This window comes from Sanguibacter sp. Z6_81, assembly GCF_057180625.1.
Genome location: NZ_JBXUFV010000002.1, coordinates 82,512 through 97,001 on the forward strand (window position 1 = coordinate 82,512; position 14,490 = coordinate 97,001).

Here is a 14,490-nt window from a genome sequence, read left to right on the forward strand (position 1 = left end):
GGCCATGGCCACCCTCCACGACCCCAGCACCGGACACCCCACGGCGGAGGACGAGGTCGCGCGCATCTGCCAGGACCTCCTGCGGATCGACACGTCGAACTTCGGGGACGGTTCCGGGCCGGGCGAGCGCGCCGCGGCCGAGTACGTCATGGACCTGCTCCACGAGGTGGGCCTCGAGCCCGAGCTCTTCGAGTCCGCGCCCGGCCGCGCGAACGTCGTCGTCCGCATACCCGGCCTCGACCCCGCGCGGCCGGCGCTCGTCCTGCACGGTCACCTCGACGTCGTCCCGGCGCAGGCCGCCGACTGGCAGGTCGACCCCTTCGCGGGCGAGGAGATCGACGGGCTCCTGTGGGGGCGCGGCGCCGTGGACATGAAGGACATGGACGCGATGATCCTCGCGGTCGTCCGGCAGATCGTGCGTGAGGGACGCCGTCCCGCGCGCGACGTCGTCGTCGCCTTCTTCGCGGACGAGGAGGCCGGCGGTGAGTACGGCGCCCGGTACGCCGTCGACCATCGGCCGGAGCTCTTCGAGGGCGCGACGGAGGCGGTGAGCGAGGTCGGCGGGTTCTCCGTCGAGATCAACGGACACCGGGCGTACCTGCTGCAGACCGCCGAGAAGGGCATCGGCTGGCTGCGCCTCGTCGCTGACGGGCGCGCGGGGCACGGCTCCCAGGTCGCCCAGGACAATGCGGTCACGCACCTCGCCGCTGCGGTCGCCCGCATCGGCCAGCACGAGTGGCCCTACGTCATGACGCCGACCGTCGACGCCCTCATGCGTGGGGTCTCCGACCTCACCGGGCTGCCCTACGACGCCGAGGACCCGGCGCTCGTCGACGGGCTCATCGCAGCGCTCGGGCCAGCAGCCCGGTTCGTCGGCGCGACCGTCCGCAACACCTCCAACCCCACCCAGCTCTCGGCGGGCTACAAGGCGAACGTCATCCCGGGCCGCGCCGAGGCGTCGATCGACGCGCGATTCCTCGCCGGGCACGTCGAGACCGGCATGGACACCCTGCGGGAGCTCGCCGGGCCGCACGTCCGCATCGAACCGATCCACGAGGACATCCCGATCGAAGCACCGTTCCACGGGCACCTCGTCGACGCCATGGTCGCGTCCGTCCTGGCGGAGGACGAGGGCGCCACCGTGCTGCCCTACGCGTTGTCAGCCGGGACGGACAACAAGTCGCTCGCCCGGCTCGGGATCGTCGGGTACGGGTTCGCCCCGCTCCGCCTGCCGGCGGACATGGACTTCCCCGGGATGTTCCACGGCGTCGACGAGCGGGTGCCGGTCGACGCGCTGCAGTTCGGGGTGCGGGTGCTGGACCGGCTGCTGCGCGACTGCTGAGCGGCCAGCCCGCCGCGCGGAAGGCTGCCGCCGGGCGTCACAGCGTGCTGTGGACCCGGATGATCTTGCGGCGCAACCACACCCGGCGCTCGCCCCCGACGTAGAGCGCCGAGCGCGCGAGCTCCCACCGGCCGTACTCAGCCTCCTCGGTGAGGAGCTGGCGGGTCTGCGAGCGGGAGGCGTCGCGCGGGATCGTCACGACGCGGTACTCGTACTGCCGGCCCTGGGCGGCCCACTGGCCCCCGTGGCCGGAACGTGCGGCGGGGATACCGACCATCGTGCACCACCTTCGACGAGTTCCTGCACACCGGGCCGGCGGGTTCCGGCTGGCGTGCCGTCGAACATACCAGGACAGGATGCAGGCGGGCTGGGCGCCGATACGCGGTATCTCTCCCGGTACGGCCTCACCCCACGTGGAGGCGGGGGCGTGGGAGCGCTACGGTCAGGGTATGACCGTCGACCCCCGCGCCGCTCTCGACCGATTCGTCGCTGCCCTGGAGGCTCACTACTCGGCGATCGTGGGCCGTCGGGGCGAGGATGATCCCGCCATCGACGACGCGTACGACGTGCTCGCCGACGCGTTCGACGTGTACGACGGGGCGCTCGCTCAGGTCCACGGAGAAGCCACGCCGTTCTTCCTCGACGACGACGATGACGACGACGACGAGCAGGGCGACGAGGACGATGAGGACGACGAGATCGTGCCGCTCGACGAGATCGACGCCAGCGACGACGACTGACGGGCGTCCTTCGTAGCCGGTGCCCGGGTGCCGGTAACGTGTCCCACCGTGAATGCCTTCGAAGCCATCCTCCTCGGCCTGGTCCAGGGTCTGACGGAGTTCCTCCCCGTCTCCTCCAGCGCCCACCTGCGGATCGTCGCCGAGCTCCTCGGGATCGACGACCCGGGCGCCGCATTCACAGCGATCACGCAGATCGGCACCGAGACCGCGGTGCTGCTGTACTTCCGTCGTGACATCGCCCGGATCTGTTCCGCGTGGTGGCGGGCGGTGCGCGGGGACAACGGCACCGGGTGGCGGGAGAGGACAGGCGCCGGCGACCACGACGCCCAGATGGGCTGGTACATCGGTCTGGGGAGCATTCCCATCGTCGTCCTCGGACTGCTGCTCGAGGACGCGATCGACAACACGTTCCGCAACCTCTACCTCATCGCGTTCATGCTCGCGGCCTTCGCGCTCATCCTCGGCTGGGCGGACAAGGTCGGCGCGAAGCGCACCCCGCTCGAGGGCCTCACCGCCAAGCACGCCCTGTACTTCGGGTTCGCCCAGGCGATGGCCCTCATCCCCGGGGTGTCACGCTCCGGAGGCACGATCACGGCGGGTCTGCTCATGGGGTACACGCGAGAGGCGGCGGCACGCTACTCGTTCCTCCTCGCGATCCCGGCAGTGCTCGGTTCGGGGTTCTACAAGCTCGTGAGCTCGGCGGGCGAGAGCGGAGCGGCGGGGACCCCCGGCGGCGGTGTGACGTTCCTCGCGACCCTCGTCGCGTTCGTCGTCGGCTACCTCGTCATCATCGCCTTCCTCAAGATCGTCTCGACGTTCAGCTACGCGCCGTTCGTCAAGTACCGCCTCGGACTTGCCCTCGTCGTCGTGGTGCTCCTCGCTGTCGGGGTGCTCAGTCCCACGGGTGGCGCATGAGGCTGCGACGGGCCTGATGGGAGGGCAGGGCGGCCGACATTCGCGGCTAGTCTTGGTCGGTGCTCACCTGGCCCGCCCCACAGATCCCTGAACTCCCCGGACGTGGAGAGGACGTCCGCGTCCACGACAGCTCCACCGGGAGCCTCGTCGTCGCCGCGCCGGGCGAGACCGCCACCCTGTACGTCTGCGGCGTCACGCCGTACGACGCCACGCACATCGGGCACGCGGCCACGTACGTCGCGTTCGACCTGCTCGTGCGTGCCTGGCGCGACTCGGGCCGCACCGTGACCTACGCATCGAACGTCACCGATGTCGACGACCCGCTCCTCGAGCGCGCGACGGCGACGGGGGTCGACTGGCGCCAGCTCGCCGTCGACCAGACCGCGCTGTTCGCACAAGACATGACGGCCCTCGGGGTCGTGCCCCCCGACGTCTACCTCGGTGCGGTGGAGACGATCCCTGCCGTCGCCGAGACCGTCGCGGCGCTCCTCGAGGCCGGCGCCGCCTACCGGGTGCCGCTCGAGCCAGGTGCCGGGGGAGACGCGCCCGGGCTCGGCGACGTCTATGCCGACCTCAGCGTCGATCCGGCGTTCGGGCGGGTGTCCCGCTACGACGCCGCCACGATGGAGCGGCTCTTCGCGGAGCGCGGCGGGGACCCCGACCGCCCGGGCAAGCGTCACCGCCTCGACCCGCTGCTGTGGCGGCGGGAGCGACCGGGCGAGCCCGCCTGGGACGGGGGAGTGCTCGGTCCGGGGCGCCCCGGATGGCACATCGAGTGTGCTGTGATCGCCCGCGGCGCTCTCGGCTCGTCGTTCGACGTGCAGGGCGGCGGTGCGGACCTGCTGTTCCCGCACCACGAGATGGGGACGTCGCACGCCCGCCTCCTCGCGGGCGCCGAGACCGACCCGACCACTGCGGGCGCACGCACGCACGTGCACGCCGGACTCGTGGCGTACGAGGGCGAGAAGATGAGCAAGTCGCGGGGCAACCTCGTGTTCGTCTCCCGCCTGCGCGACGAGGGCGTCGAACCCATGGTCATCCGCCTCGCGCTGCTCGCCCACCACTACCGCAGCGACTGGGAATGGACGGACGCCGACCTCGCGACCGCCCAGGCGCGGTTCGAGACGTGGCGCGCATCGGTCTCGGGCAACGGCGGACCGGACCCCGACCCGACGCTCGCTGCGATCCGCGATGCCGTCGCAGCGGACCTGGACGCGCCAGCAGCGCTCGCGGCCGTGGACGCCTGGGCGGCCCGGTCCCTGGTCGGCGGAGAACCGGTCGTCGAGGGCGCCCCCGGAGTCATCTCACGTGCGGTGAACTCCCTGCTCGGCGTCCGCCTCTAGAGGGAGCGAGTCTCAGGACCCCTTGTCGCGACGGCGCAGGTACTGCTCGAACTCCCGGGCGATGGCCTCACCGCTCGCCTCAGGGAGCTCGACGGTGTCCTTGGCCTCCTCGAGCTGCTGGACGTACTCGGCGATCTCGGTGTCCTCGGCCGCGAGCTCGTCGACACCGTGCTGCCACGCCTCCGCATCCTCCGGGAGGTCCCCGAGCGTGATGCTCTCGCCCAGGAACGTCTCCAACCGCGTGAGGATGGCGACCGTCGCCTTGGGTGACGGCGGGTGTGCCACGTAGTGGGGGACCGCGGCCCAGACCGACAGCGAGTGGAAGCCAGCATCCTGGGCGGCGCTGTGCAGCACACCGACGATCCCCGTCGGCCCCTCGTAGGTGTTGGGCTCGACGTCGAGGAGCGCCTGCACGGCAGGGTCGTCGGAGGTGACGGTCACCGGGATGGGTCGGGTGTGCGGGACGTCCGCGAGGAGGGCCCCGATCGTCACGACCGTGGACGCGCCGAGGGACTTCGCGATCCCGAGGATCTCCGCGCAGTAGCTCCGCCACCGCATCGACGGCTCGATGCCGTGCACGAGCACCACGCGGCGCCCGGTCGTGGAGCCGTGCGCGAGCGAGATGGTCGTCGTGGGCCACGTGATCTCTCGCGACCCGTCAGGGCCGCTCGACACGATCGGCCGGTTCACCTGGAAGTCGTGGTACTCCTCGGGGTCCAGCTCGTCGATCCGAGCCGCGTCCCAGATGTCCGCGAGGTGCAGCAGGGCAGACGTCGCGGCGCTCCCGGCGTCGTTCCACCCCTCGAAGGCGGCGAGGACGATGGCGTCGGACCCGTCCGCGGCGTGCACCGAGGCCGTCGCCTCGGTCGTGGGGACGTGCGGCTCGCCAGAGCCGGGCTGGTCGGAGGTGGACCGGTCGGGGTCGGGCCGGGGATCAGACGCAGGGACGTTCATCCCCTCAGCCTAGAGCGACGGCAGACATCCGGCGGCGCTGCCCGCGGCCTGCTCAGGCACGGGGGCGTGAGCCGCGGACGTTCGTTGTGCTCGGGACCTGGCAGGATGCACTCGAACCCTCCGGAAAGAGACCCATGGCACACCGCATCGCGTTCGTCGGCCTGTGCACCCTCGACGTCGTCCAGCTGGTCGTCGATGTCCCCGCGTCTGACGAGAAGGTCCAGGCGCGCAGGCTCACCGTCGCCGCGGGCGGACCGGCGGCGAACGCCGCGGTAGCCGGCGTGCACTGCGGGAGCGAAGCCGTCCTCGTCACCCGGATCCCGGACCACCCCCTGTCCAACGGGATCACTGCCGACCTGCGCGCGTGCGGGGTCGAGATCAGCAACCACTCGGACGAGGTGGGACCGCCCGTCGTCGCGTCCATCCTCGTCACCGAGCGGTCAGGGGACAGGGCCGTGATCTCCGCGGGCGACGCCTCGCGCACGTACGACTGGCGGGACGGCGACGCCCCGGTCGTGGACGTCTCACGACTCTCGGCCGTGCTGGTCGACCAGTACCACGCTGATCTCGCCCTGCCGATGATGACGAGCGCCCGAGCACTCGGTGTCCCGGTGATCCTCGACGGAGGGAGCGTCAAGGCGCACACGGACCGGCTGCTCCCATGGGTCGACGTCGCCGTCGTCTCGGCCGACTTCTGCCCACCGGGCGTGGAGCACACACCCGGCGCCGTGCTCGAGTACCTGCGCGGTCGGGGGGTCCGGTACGCGGCGGTGACCCGAGGGGGCCGGCCCCTCACCTACGCGGTCGACGGCACCGTCGGTGACGTCGAGCCACCACGCGTCGACGTTGTCGACACGCTCGGTGCCGGTGACTTCTTCCATGGCGCCCTCGCCCACGAGATCGCCGCAGGAGGGCTCAGCCCCGCAGGGTTCGTCCGCGCGCTCGACCGGGCGGCGAAGGTCGCCGCGCTCTCTGTCCAGAGCTTCGGCACGCGGGACTGGCTGGCCTAGCGCCGGAGACGGTCCCCTCGGACCTTCGGCGACCGACGTCGAGCCTGCCCGCTCGGATATCAGGGGACGATGACCTCGAACGCGGACGGATCGGCCTGGGACTCGACCCATGCCGTGACGATGTCGGCGACCTCGTCCTTGGAGGAGGCGTCGTGGACGCCGACGATCTCGAAGTAGGTCGCGCTCCACGCGAGCGCGTAGGTCACGCCGTTCATCGACAGGTACTGCGGGTAGACCACGAAGACGGTCGTGCCGGAAGCGGTGCCGAGGGCACGTGCCAGCTCCTTCGCCATGGTCTGGGCCTCCTGCGACACGACGCGCTGTTCGTCCGTCAGACCGCCGTCCGGCAGGAACTCCAATGACTCGAGAACGACCAGCTTCGCGCCGAGCTGGGCCCTGACATCCTCGACGACCGCTGTCGGGAGCGGGGCGCCGGGAGGGACCACGACGGTCTCGCCGGTCGAGAGCTCCACGGTCGGGAGCTCAGCGGCAGGTGCGACGGCGGGAGCGTCGTCGGGTGCGCACGCGGCGAGGCCCGTCGCGAGAGCGAACGACACCGCGACGGTCGTGATGGCCGTGCGTGGGGGGTGCATCGTGGAAGAGTCTCACGGACCCGGGGCGGGCGTGGAGGGCCGGTTAGGGTCAGAGGTTGCACGACCTCGTTCATCGACAGTCAAGGGGCTCACCGTGTCCACCCGTTCTGAAGCCACGACCGCGCGTCACAACAGCTCGTCCGCGCCCACCGACGGAGCGCTCCCGGCAGCGGTCCTGTGGGACATGGACGGCACTCTCATCGACTCCGAGCAGTACTGGATCGCAGCCGAGATCGAGCTCATGAGCTCCTACGGTCTGCCGTGGACGCACGAGCAGGGGCTGGCGCTCGTCGGCAGCCCGCTGCCTGCCTCGGCCGAGGTGTTCCGCTCGCTCGGCGTGCCGCTGTCGGTGCCGGAGGTCATCGAGTTCCTCATCTCCCGGGTGACCGTGGCGGTCTCGGCCGAGGTGCCGTGGCAGCCGGGCGCCGTCGCCGTCCTCGAGCGGCTGCGGGATGCGGGCGTCCCGTGCGCGCTGGTGACCGCGTCGTTCCGGTCGTTGGCCGACGCCGTCGTCGCGCGTGGCCCGGAGGGCGTGTTCGGTGCGGTCGTCACGGGCGACGAGGTGACCCACGGCAAGCCGCACCCCGAGCCGTACCTCACCGCAGCACGGCTGCTCGGGGTGCCGATCGAGGACTGCCTCGTCGTCGAGGACTCACCCTCGGGGATCGGCTCGGCGCTCGCCTGTGGCGGCGTGCCGGTGGGCATCGAGGTCATGGTGCCGCTCGAGGAGCACCCGCGGCTCACCCGCCTCACGTCCCTGGACCAGATGACTCCCGAGCTCGTCCAGCGCGTCATGAGCGGAGAGGTCATCGACCTCGTCGCAGCACGGGGGTGATCGGGAGCGACAGGCCCGCACCGGGCGCGTGGTCTCCGGGCCGGACGCCGAGCGCTCGCTCCACCGCGTCGGGGTCGACCTCGGGCGGCGTGCCGCCGAACTCCGGGCACACGCTCTGGTGCGCGCACCATCCGCACAGCGGCGTGCGCCGGGTCGACCACACGCCGCTGCGCGCCGCCTCCTCGATGCCGGACCAGATGCTCCGGATGCGGCCCTCGGTCTCGAGCAGGTCGCTCTCCGTCGGCACGTTGCGCAGGACCTTGCCGTCACCGAGGTACACGAGCTGGAGCATCGCAGGGATGGTGCCCCGCTCACGCCACACGACGAGACCGTAGAAGCGCATCTGGAACTCGGCGGACGCCTCGTACCCCCGGCGGGGAGACTTTCCCGTCTTGTAGTCGACGACCCGCACGGCCCCGTCAGGCGCTACGTCGAGGCGGTCGACGATCCCGCGCAGGAGCGGTCCGCCGTCGAGCTGGGACTGGACGAACATCTCCCGGGCGTGCGGCTCGAGCCGGTCCGGGTTCTCCAACGTGAAGTACGTCCGGACGAGATCCCCGGCGCCCGCGAGCCACGCGTCCGTCTCCTCGCTCGACGTGAACAGCGCCGCATACTCCGGGTTCGCCTCGGTGAGTCGACCCCACTGCTGCGGGAGCAGGTCGTGCGCGTGCGCGACGCTGCGCTCCCCGAGCGGCTGGTCGTAGAGCCGCTCCAGCACGGAGTGGACGAGCGTCCCGCGCACAGCAGCGCTGCTCGGTGGCTCCGGGAGCTTGTCCACGACGCGGAGGCGGAACAGCAGCGGGCACCGCGTGAAGTCGTTCGCGCGCGACGGGGACAGTGCGGGGACGCGCGGAGCGCGGGACGCCTCCGGAGACGCGGTGCCGTCCCCGACGGCGCCCGCCCCGAGGGGGGTCGACGCGACCGCGACGGACGCGTCACCGACGAGGGGAGCCTCGCCGGTGGGCGGCAAGGGAGGCAGGTTCGTCGTGGGCATGGGACGAGCCTAGAGCGAGCGTCCGACATGGTCCGCCGCGTAGGGTGACGGCTGTGGACAGGCGCCGGGGCTGGGTGATCGCACGGGTCGTCGGCGCACCCGTCGTCGTCCAGCCGTCCGTGCTCGTCATGGTGGCGTTCCTCACCCTCGCGTTCGTGCCCACCGTCCGCGTCCTCGCGCCGGCGCTCGCGGACAGGGCGCTGCTCGGCGCGTTCCTCGTCGTCCTCGTCCTTCTGCTCTCCGTCTTCCTCCACGAGCTCTCGCACGCGCTCGTGGCCCGTGCACGCGGGCTCGCGGTGACCGAGCTCTCGCTCACGTTCTGGGGCGGGCACACGCGGCTCGCGGGGGAGCGGACCAGCCCGGCGACGAGTGCGCTCGTCGCACTGGCCGGTCCAGCGGCGAACATCGCGCTCGCAGCCGGGTCGTGGCTCGCCTACCGGGCGCAGGTCGAGGACACCGTCCCGGCGCTCCTGCTCTACCTCAGCACGTACGCGAACGCGGCTGTTGCCGCCGCCAACCTCCTGCCGGGGCTGCCGCTCGACGGCGGTCAGGTCGCCGAGGCCGCGGTGTGGGCGGCGACGGGCTCCCGGTCCACCGGGAGGAGGGTCGCGGCGACCAGCGGCCGCATCCTCGGTGTGCTCGCGGTCGTGGTCGTCATCGCTGTGCCGGCCCTGCGCGGGGAGCCGGTCAACCTCCTCCTCGTCGTCTGGGCGTCGTGCGTGGGGGTGTTCATGTGGGTCGCCGCCACGCAGGCGCTCGAGGTCGGCCGGCGTCGCGAGCGCCTCGATGCGCTCGACCCCGTGCGGCTCGCGCGCCCCGTGGTCGTCGTCGACTCCGCGGCGACGGTCGAGGAGGTGCGGGACGTGCTCCTCGCGACCGGAGGTGCGCACGACGACGGCCTGCGCGTCGTGCTCACCGCGGCGGGCGCCCCCGTCGGATACCTCGACGACGAGGCGACGCACGAGGTGCTGACGACCACCGCCAGATCCACACCCGTCCAGACCCTCGCGACCGCGTTCCCGCCGGGCAGCCTGATCGACGCGGACCTGCGCGGCCCTGCTCTCCACGCTGCTGTGTCAGCAGCAGCCCGACAGACCTCCGTGTGCCCGGTCGTGTCGTCAGGCGCGGTCGTGGGCCTGCTGCGGGTGTCCGACGTCGCGCGTGCGGTGCACCTAGACTGAACCGCTGTGACCGACCAACTCAGCGAGCTCCCGCCCGACGTCCCCGACCTCCACCGGTCCGACACGGACGACCAGTCCGGTCCGACGGGAGCACGGGCACGACGGGGCGTCTTCCGGTCGGGAGACCGCGTCCAGCTCACCGACCCGCGTGGGCGGCTGCACACCATCACGCTGAGCGCGGGCGCGGCCTTCCACACGCACCGCGGCTACTTCGCGCACGACGAGATCATCGGTCGCCCCGAGGGTTCCGTGGTGACCACCACCTCCGGCATCGACTACCTGGCGCTGCGGCCCCTGCTCAGCGACTACACGCTCTCCATGCCGCGAGGCGCGGCCGTCGTGTACCCCAAGGACGCCGGGCAGATCGTCGCGATGGCGGACATCTACCCGGGCGCCAGGGTCATCGAGGCCGGTGTGGGCTCGGGCGCCCTGACCATGTCCCTCCTGCGTGCCGTCGGCGACGAGGGGATGCTGCACTCGATCGAGCGCCGGGAGGACTTCGCCGCGATCGCTCGCGGCAACGTCGAGCAGTTCTTCGGTGGGGAGCACCCCGCCTGGCACCTGTCGATCGGCGACCTCTCGGACGTCCTGCCGACCGTCGCGGAGCCCGGGACCATCGACCGGGTCGTGCTCGACATGCTCGCCCCGTGGGAGAACCTCGAGGCCGTCGCCGACGCGCTCGCCCCCGGCGGGGTGCTCGTCTGCTACGTGGCGACGACGACGCAGCTGTCCCGGCTCGCCGAGGACCTGCGTGACGACGGGCGGTTCACCGAGCCGGAGGCCTTCGAGACGATGGTCCGCGGCTGGCACCTCGAGGGTCTGGCCGTCCGGCCCCAGCACCGCATGGTCGGACACACCGGGTTCCTGCTCACCGCGCGTCGGATGGCCGTCGGCACGGACGCTCCCGTCCGCCGCCGCCGGCCGTCGAAGGGCGCCTACCCGGTGGACGCCGAGTGGAGCGCCGAGGAGCTCGGCGAGCGCGCCGTGTCGGACAAGAAGGTGCGCCGGGTGCGCCGCGACGTCGGTCAGGCCCCCCCGGTCGGCGAGGAGAAGCCCGTCACGGCGCCGACCCTCGCCCCCGGGGAGGCGCAGCACGAGGACACGCCACCGACGGACGCGTTGACGGAGGGTGGGGCGACGACGTCCGATCTGTGACAAGGTCGGTACTCGGGCAAGGGACAGGGGCAGCGACATGAGCGACACGTCATCCGGGCCGGGACGCGGCAGCGACGAGCAGGCACGCAGGCTCGCCGCGCTCTCTGCGCAGAACGAACGCCTCGCGCAGGTGCTCGTCGAGGCGCGCGGGAAGATCCTCGAGCTGCAGAGCCAGATCGAGGAGCTTGCCAAGCCCCCCGGGACGTACGCCGTGTTCCTCGCCGCCCACGAGGACGGCACCGTCGACATCATGTCCGCGGGCCGCAAGATGCACGTCGGTGCGAGCCCGTCACTCGACCTCGGTGCGCTGCGGCCCGGTCAGGAGATCAAGCTCAACGAGGCCCTGACCGTCGTCAGCGCGGGCGGTTTCGAGGCGGTGGGCGAGCTCGTCACCGTCAAGGAGCTCCTCGACGACGGGCGCGCGCTCGTCGTCGGTCGGTCCGACGACGAGCGCGTCGTGCGGCTCGCCGGGCCGCTCGCCGACGGGCCCCTGCGCGTCGGGGACGCCCTCACCGCAGACACCCGCTCGGGCTTCGTGTTCGAGCGGATCCCGACGGCGGAGGTCCAGGACCTCGTCCTCGAAGAGGTGCCGGACATCGACTACGAGGACATCGGGGGGCTCGGCCCGCAGATCGAGCTCATCCGGGATGCCGTCGAGCTGCCCTTCAACCACCCCGAACTCTTTCGGGAGCACGGGTTGCGTCCTCCGAAGGGCATCCTGCTCTACGGCCCGCCCGGGTGCGGCAAGACGCTCATCGCCAAGGCCGTCGCACGGTCGCTCGCAGCGGCCGTGGAGCGCCGGGCCGCCACCGCGGCCGCGCAGGACGGGCGCTCGCCCGAGACGTCGTCGCAGGCGAAGAGCTACTTCCTCAACGTCAAGGGCCCCGAGCTGCTCAACAAGTACGTGGGGGAGACCGAGCGGCACATCCGGCTCATCTTCGCCCGTGCCCGGGAGAAGGCTTCACAAGGAAGCCCCGTGGTCGTGTTCTTCGACGAGATGGAGTCCCTGTTCCGCACGCGCGGGACAGGGCTGTCGTCGGACGTCGAGACGACGATCGTCCCCCAGCTGCTCAGCGAGATCGACGGTGTCGAGCGCCTCGACAACGTCATCGTCATCGGTGCGTCCAACCGCGAGGACATGATCGACCCCGCGATCCTGCGTCCGGGGCGGCTCGACGTGAAGATCAAGATCGAACGGCCGGACGCGGAGGGTGCGCGGGAGATCTTCGGCAAGTACCTCACCGCGGACCTCCCGATCCACGAGGACGACCTCGCGGAGCACGGGGGCGACCCCGGTGCCGCCATCGCGGCCATGGTGCAGAGGGTGGTCGAGCGCATGTACTCCGACGCGGAGGAGAACGAGTTCCTCGAGGTCACCTACGCCTCGGGGGACAAGGAGATCCTGTACTTCAAGGACTTCAACTCCGGCGCCATGATCCAGAACATCGTCGACCGGGCGAAGAAGACGGCGATCAAGGACTTCCTGGCGTCCGGGCAGCGCGGGATCCGGGTGGAGCACCTCATCACCGCGTGCGTGGACGAGTTCAAGGAGAACGAGGACCTGCCCAACACGACGAACCCCGACGACTGGGCCCGGATCTCGGGGAAGAAGGGCGAGCGGATCGTCTTCATCCGGACGATCGTCCAGGACAAGAACGGTCGGGGGAAGTCCGCGGGCGCCCGGACGATCGACACGGTGACGAACACCGGGCAGTACCTCTAGGCCGTCGGCTGACGGACGCGCACCGCCCCGGCCGGCGCGCAGCCAGGATCGGAGCGCGCGGCTAGGGTAGCCGGGTGACTGTGCGACGTGTGATGGGGATCGAGACCGAGTACGGCGTCCTGCAGCGGGGGAACCCGATGGCCAACCCGATGCTCATGTCGAGCCAGGTCGTCACCGCGTACCGGGCGATCAGCTCGAGCGCCCGGGGCCGCGCCCGCTGGGACTACGACGACGAGGACCCGCTGCTCGACGCCCGGGGATTTCACGTCCAGCGCGCGTCGGCCCACCCGTCGATGCTCACCGACGACCCCACGCGCCCGGCCGCGCCCGGACCGGCGGTCGGGGACCAGCAGGCCGAGGCCGGCGGTCCGTTCGAGGACGTCGCACGCTCCACGGCCGAGGTGTACGACGACCCGAGCGCCGCCAACGCGATCCTCACCAACGGTGCGCGGTTCTACGTCGACCACGCGCACCCCGAGTACTCCTCGCCGGAGGTGACGAACCCGCTGGACGCCGTACGGTGGGACGTCGCCGGCGAGCGCATCATGCTCGCTGCGTCCCGCGAGGTGGCGCGGTCGATGGGTGTCGACATCCAGCTGTACAAGAACAACACCGACGGCAAGGGCGCGAGCTACGGGACGCACGAGAACTTTCTCGTCGAGCGCGACCTGCCCTTCGACGTGATCATCGAGCTCCTCACGTCGTTCCTCGTCACCCGCACCGTCTTCACGGGGTCGGGTCGGGTCGGGCTCGGCGCGACCGGCCAGGAGCCCGGGTTCCAGCTGTCGCAGCGTGCGGACTTCATGGAGGCGGAGGTCGGGCTCGAGACGACCCTGCGGCGGCCGATCATCAACACCCGCGACGAGCCGCACGCGGACCGCGCCCGGTGGCGTCGGCTGCACCTCATCATCGGGGACGCGAACCTCTTCGAGACAGCGACGTTCCTCAAGCTCGGCACGACCTCGCTCGTGCTGTGGGCACTCGAGCACCTGGGCGACGTCCCCGGCCTGCGGGCTGAGCTCGCATCCCTGCGCCTGGCCGATCCCGTGGCTGCCGTGGCACAGGTGAGCCGTGACCGTGCGCTCACCGGCCGGCTCGCGCTCGTGGACGGCAGGTCGCTGTCCGCGCTCGAGGTTCAGCATGCCTACCTTGCGGCCGTGGTCCGGGCGCTCGACGTGACGGGCTGGGACGACGACACGCGGGTGGTCATGGACCGTTGGCGCTCGGTCCTCGACCGCCTCGTGACAGACCCGGGGTCGTGCGCCCGGGACGTCGAGTGGGTGGCCAAGCTGCGGCTCCTCGACGGGTTGCGCACCCGAGACGGGCTTGCCTGGGACCATCCGCGACTGGCGGCGATGGACCTCCAGTGGTCGGACGTGCGGCCCGAGCGGGGGGTCTACCACCGCCTCGTCGCGGCGGGTGCCGTGGAGCGGCTGACGACGGACGACGAGGTGGGGCGAGCCGTGGCTCATCCGCCCACCGACACGCGTGCGTACTTCCGCGGCGAGGCGATGGCTCGCTTCGGCGCGAACGTCTCCGCAGCGAGCTGGGACTCGGTGATCTTCGACATCCCGGGGGCGCCGTCCCTGCAGCGCGTGCCGATGATGGACCCGTGGCGCGGCACCGTCGAGCACGTCGGTCCCTTGTTCGAGGCCGCGAGCGACGCTGGCGCCTTCCTCGAGGCGCTCCGGGGCTGACGCCGGCG

Annotated in this window: 14 protein-coding genes; 10 read left to right on the top strand and 4 right to left on the bottom strand. The window is 71.6% G+C overall.

The genetic code is table 11. From position 1 onward, the window contains the following. Nucleotides 1-4: 4 nt before the first annotated feature. Nucleotides 5-1,342: a M20/M25/M40 family metallo-hydrolase gene (locus tag AC2AXK_RS05370; RefSeq protein ID WP_484344329.1), complete on the top strand. Its 1,338-nt coding sequence runs from the start codon at nucleotides 5-7 to the stop codon at nucleotides 1,340-1,342. Between the two features lie 37 nt (nucleotides 1,343-1,379). Here the strand turns inward: AC2AXK_RS05370 and AC2AXK_RS05375 are convergent, their stop codons facing one another. After that, the gene (locus AC2AXK_RS05375) at nucleotides 1,380-1,619 is read right to left on the bottom strand and encodes a DUF5703 family protein (protein WP_484344330.1); all 240 of its coding nucleotides are present in this window, start codon (nucleotides 1,617-1,619) and stop codon (nucleotides 1,380-1,382) included. Between the two features lie 172 nt (nucleotides 1,620-1,791). Between AC2AXK_RS05375 and AC2AXK_RS05380 the strand changes: the two genes are divergently transcribed. The 3 genes from AC2AXK_RS05380 to mshC are packed head-to-tail and all read left to right on the top strand — an operon-like array spanning nucleotide 1,792 to nucleotide 4,340. Then, a complete protein-coding gene (locus tag AC2AXK_RS05380; RefSeq protein ID WP_484344331.1) occupies nucleotides 1,792-2,082 on the top strand; it encodes a primosomal protein in 291 nt (96 codons plus the stop codon). Nucleotides 2,083-2,130: 48 nt separating this feature from the next. Further along, nucleotides 2,131-2,997: an undecaprenyl-diphosphate phosphatase gene (locus AC2AXK_RS05385; RefSeq protein ID WP_484344332.1), complete on the top strand. Its 867-nt coding sequence runs from the start codon at nucleotides 2,131-2,133 to the stop codon at nucleotides 2,995-2,997. 59 nt (nucleotides 2,998-3,056) lie between these two features. Beyond that, nucleotides 3,057-4,340: a cysteine--1-D-myo-inosityl 2-amino-2-deoxy-alpha-D-glucopyranoside ligase gene (mshC, locus tag AC2AXK_RS05390; RefSeq protein WP_484344333.1), complete on the top strand. Its 1,284-nt coding sequence runs from the start codon at nucleotides 3,057-3,059 to the stop codon at nucleotides 4,338-4,340. 12 nt (nucleotides 4,341-4,352) lie between these two features. On the opposite strand, the gene AC2AXK_RS05395 is transcribed toward mshC, so the two are convergent. After that, the gene (locus tag AC2AXK_RS05395; RefSeq protein WP_484344334.1) at nucleotides 4,353-5,294 is read right to left on the bottom strand and encodes a PAC2 family protein; all 942 of its coding nucleotides are present in this window, start codon (nucleotides 5,292-5,294) and stop codon (nucleotides 4,353-4,355) included. Nucleotides 5,295-5,428: 134 nt separating this feature from the next. Here AC2AXK_RS05395 and AC2AXK_RS05400 point away from each other — a divergent pair, with 134 nt between their 5' ends. Next, on the top strand, nucleotides 5,429-6,304 hold the full coding sequence (locus tag AC2AXK_RS05400) for a PfkB family carbohydrate kinase (RefSeq protein WP_484344335.1): 876 nt from the start codon (nucleotides 5,429-5,431) through the stop codon (nucleotides 6,302-6,304). Nucleotides 6,305-6,363: 59 nt separating this feature from the next. Here AC2AXK_RS05400 and AC2AXK_RS05405 read toward each other — a convergent pair whose 3' ends face one another. Beyond that, the gene (locus AC2AXK_RS05405; protein WP_484344336.1) at nucleotides 6,364-6,897 is read right to left on the bottom strand and encodes a hypothetical protein; all 534 of its coding nucleotides are present in this window, start codon (nucleotides 6,895-6,897) and stop codon (nucleotides 6,364-6,366) included. 94 nt (nucleotides 6,898-6,991) lie between these two features. Between AC2AXK_RS05405 and AC2AXK_RS05410 the strand changes: the two genes are divergently transcribed. Continuing rightward, complete coding sequence (locus tag AC2AXK_RS05410) at nucleotides 6,992-7,732, top strand: HAD family hydrolase (RefSeq protein WP_484344337.1); 741 nt, start codon at nucleotides 6,992-6,994, stop codon at nucleotides 7,730-7,732. Here the strand turns inward: AC2AXK_RS05410 and AC2AXK_RS05415 are convergent. Continuing rightward, entirely contained in the window at nucleotides 7,704-8,726 is a 1,023-nt protein-coding gene (locus AC2AXK_RS05415; protein WP_484344338.1) for a RecB family exonuclease, read from the bottom strand. The genes AC2AXK_RS05410 and AC2AXK_RS05415 overlap by 29 nt on opposite strands. A gap of 53 nt (nucleotides 8,727-8,779) precedes the next feature. Between AC2AXK_RS05415 and AC2AXK_RS05420 the strand changes: the two genes are divergently transcribed. The 4 genes from AC2AXK_RS05420 (at nucleotide 8,780) to dop (ending at nucleotide 14,482) form a co-directional block, all read left to right on the top strand. Then, complete coding sequence (locus AC2AXK_RS05420; protein WP_484344339.1) at nucleotides 8,780-9,907, top strand: site-2 protease family protein; 1,128 nt, start codon at nucleotides 8,780-8,782, stop codon at nucleotides 9,905-9,907. Nucleotides 9,908-9,913: 6 nt separating this feature from the next. After that, nucleotides 9,914-11,062, top strand: coding sequence for a tRNA (adenine-N1)-methyltransferase (locus tag AC2AXK_RS05425; RefSeq protein ID WP_484344340.1), 1,149 nt, complete (start codon nucleotides 9,914-9,916; stop codon nucleotides 11,060-11,062). Nucleotides 11,063-11,099: 37 nt separating this feature from the next. Continuing rightward, a complete protein-coding gene (gene arc / locus AC2AXK_RS05430) occupies nucleotides 11,100-12,785 on the top strand; it encodes a proteasome ATPase (protein ID WP_484344341.1) in 1,686 nt (561 codons plus the stop codon). Between the two features lie 92 nt (nucleotides 12,786-12,877). Then, a complete protein-coding gene (gene dop, locus AC2AXK_RS05435) occupies nucleotides 12,878-14,482 on the top strand; it encodes a depupylase/deamidase Dop (protein ID WP_484344898.1) in 1,605 nt (534 codons plus the stop codon). Nucleotides 14,483-14,490: the final 8 nt, after the last annotated feature.

What these genes read in the sequence shown, in the direction of transcription:
- AC2AXK_RS05370 (WP_484344329.1), top strand. Translation starts at nt 5, where the DNA reads ATGGCCACCCTCCACGACCCCAGCACCGGACACCCCACGGCGGAGGAC.
- AC2AXK_RS05375 (WP_484344330.1), bottom strand. Translation starts at nt 1,619, where the DNA reads ATGGTCGGTATCCCCGCCGCACGTTCCGGCCACGGGGGCCAGTGGGCC.
- AC2AXK_RS05380 (WP_484344331.1), top strand. Translation starts at nt 1,792, where the DNA reads ATGACCGTCGACCCCCGCGCCGCTCTCGACCGATTCGTCGCTGCCCTG.
- AC2AXK_RS05395 (WP_484344334.1), bottom strand. Translation starts at nt 5,294, where the DNA reads ATGAACGTCCCTGCGTCTGATCCCCGGCCCGACCCCGACCGGTCCACC.
- AC2AXK_RS05400 (WP_484344335.1), top strand. Translation starts at nt 5,429, where the DNA reads ATGGCACACCGCATCGCGTTCGTCGGCCTGTGCACCCTCGACGTCGTC.
- AC2AXK_RS05405 (WP_484344336.1), bottom strand. Translation starts at nt 6,897, where the DNA reads ATGCACCCCCCACGCACGGCCATCACGACCGTCGCGGTGTCGTTCGCT.
- AC2AXK_RS05415 (WP_484344338.1), bottom strand. Translation starts at nt 8,726, where the DNA reads ATGCCCACGACGAACCTGCCTCCCTTGCCGCCCACCGGCGAGGCTCCC.
- arc (WP_484344341.1), top strand. Translation starts at nt 11,100, where the DNA reads ATGAGCGACACGTCATCCGGGCCGGGACGCGGCAGCGACGAGCAGGCA.
- dop (WP_484344898.1), top strand. Translation starts at nt 12,878, where the DNA reads ATGGGGATCGAGACCGAGTACGGCGTCCTGCAGCGGGGGAACCCGATG.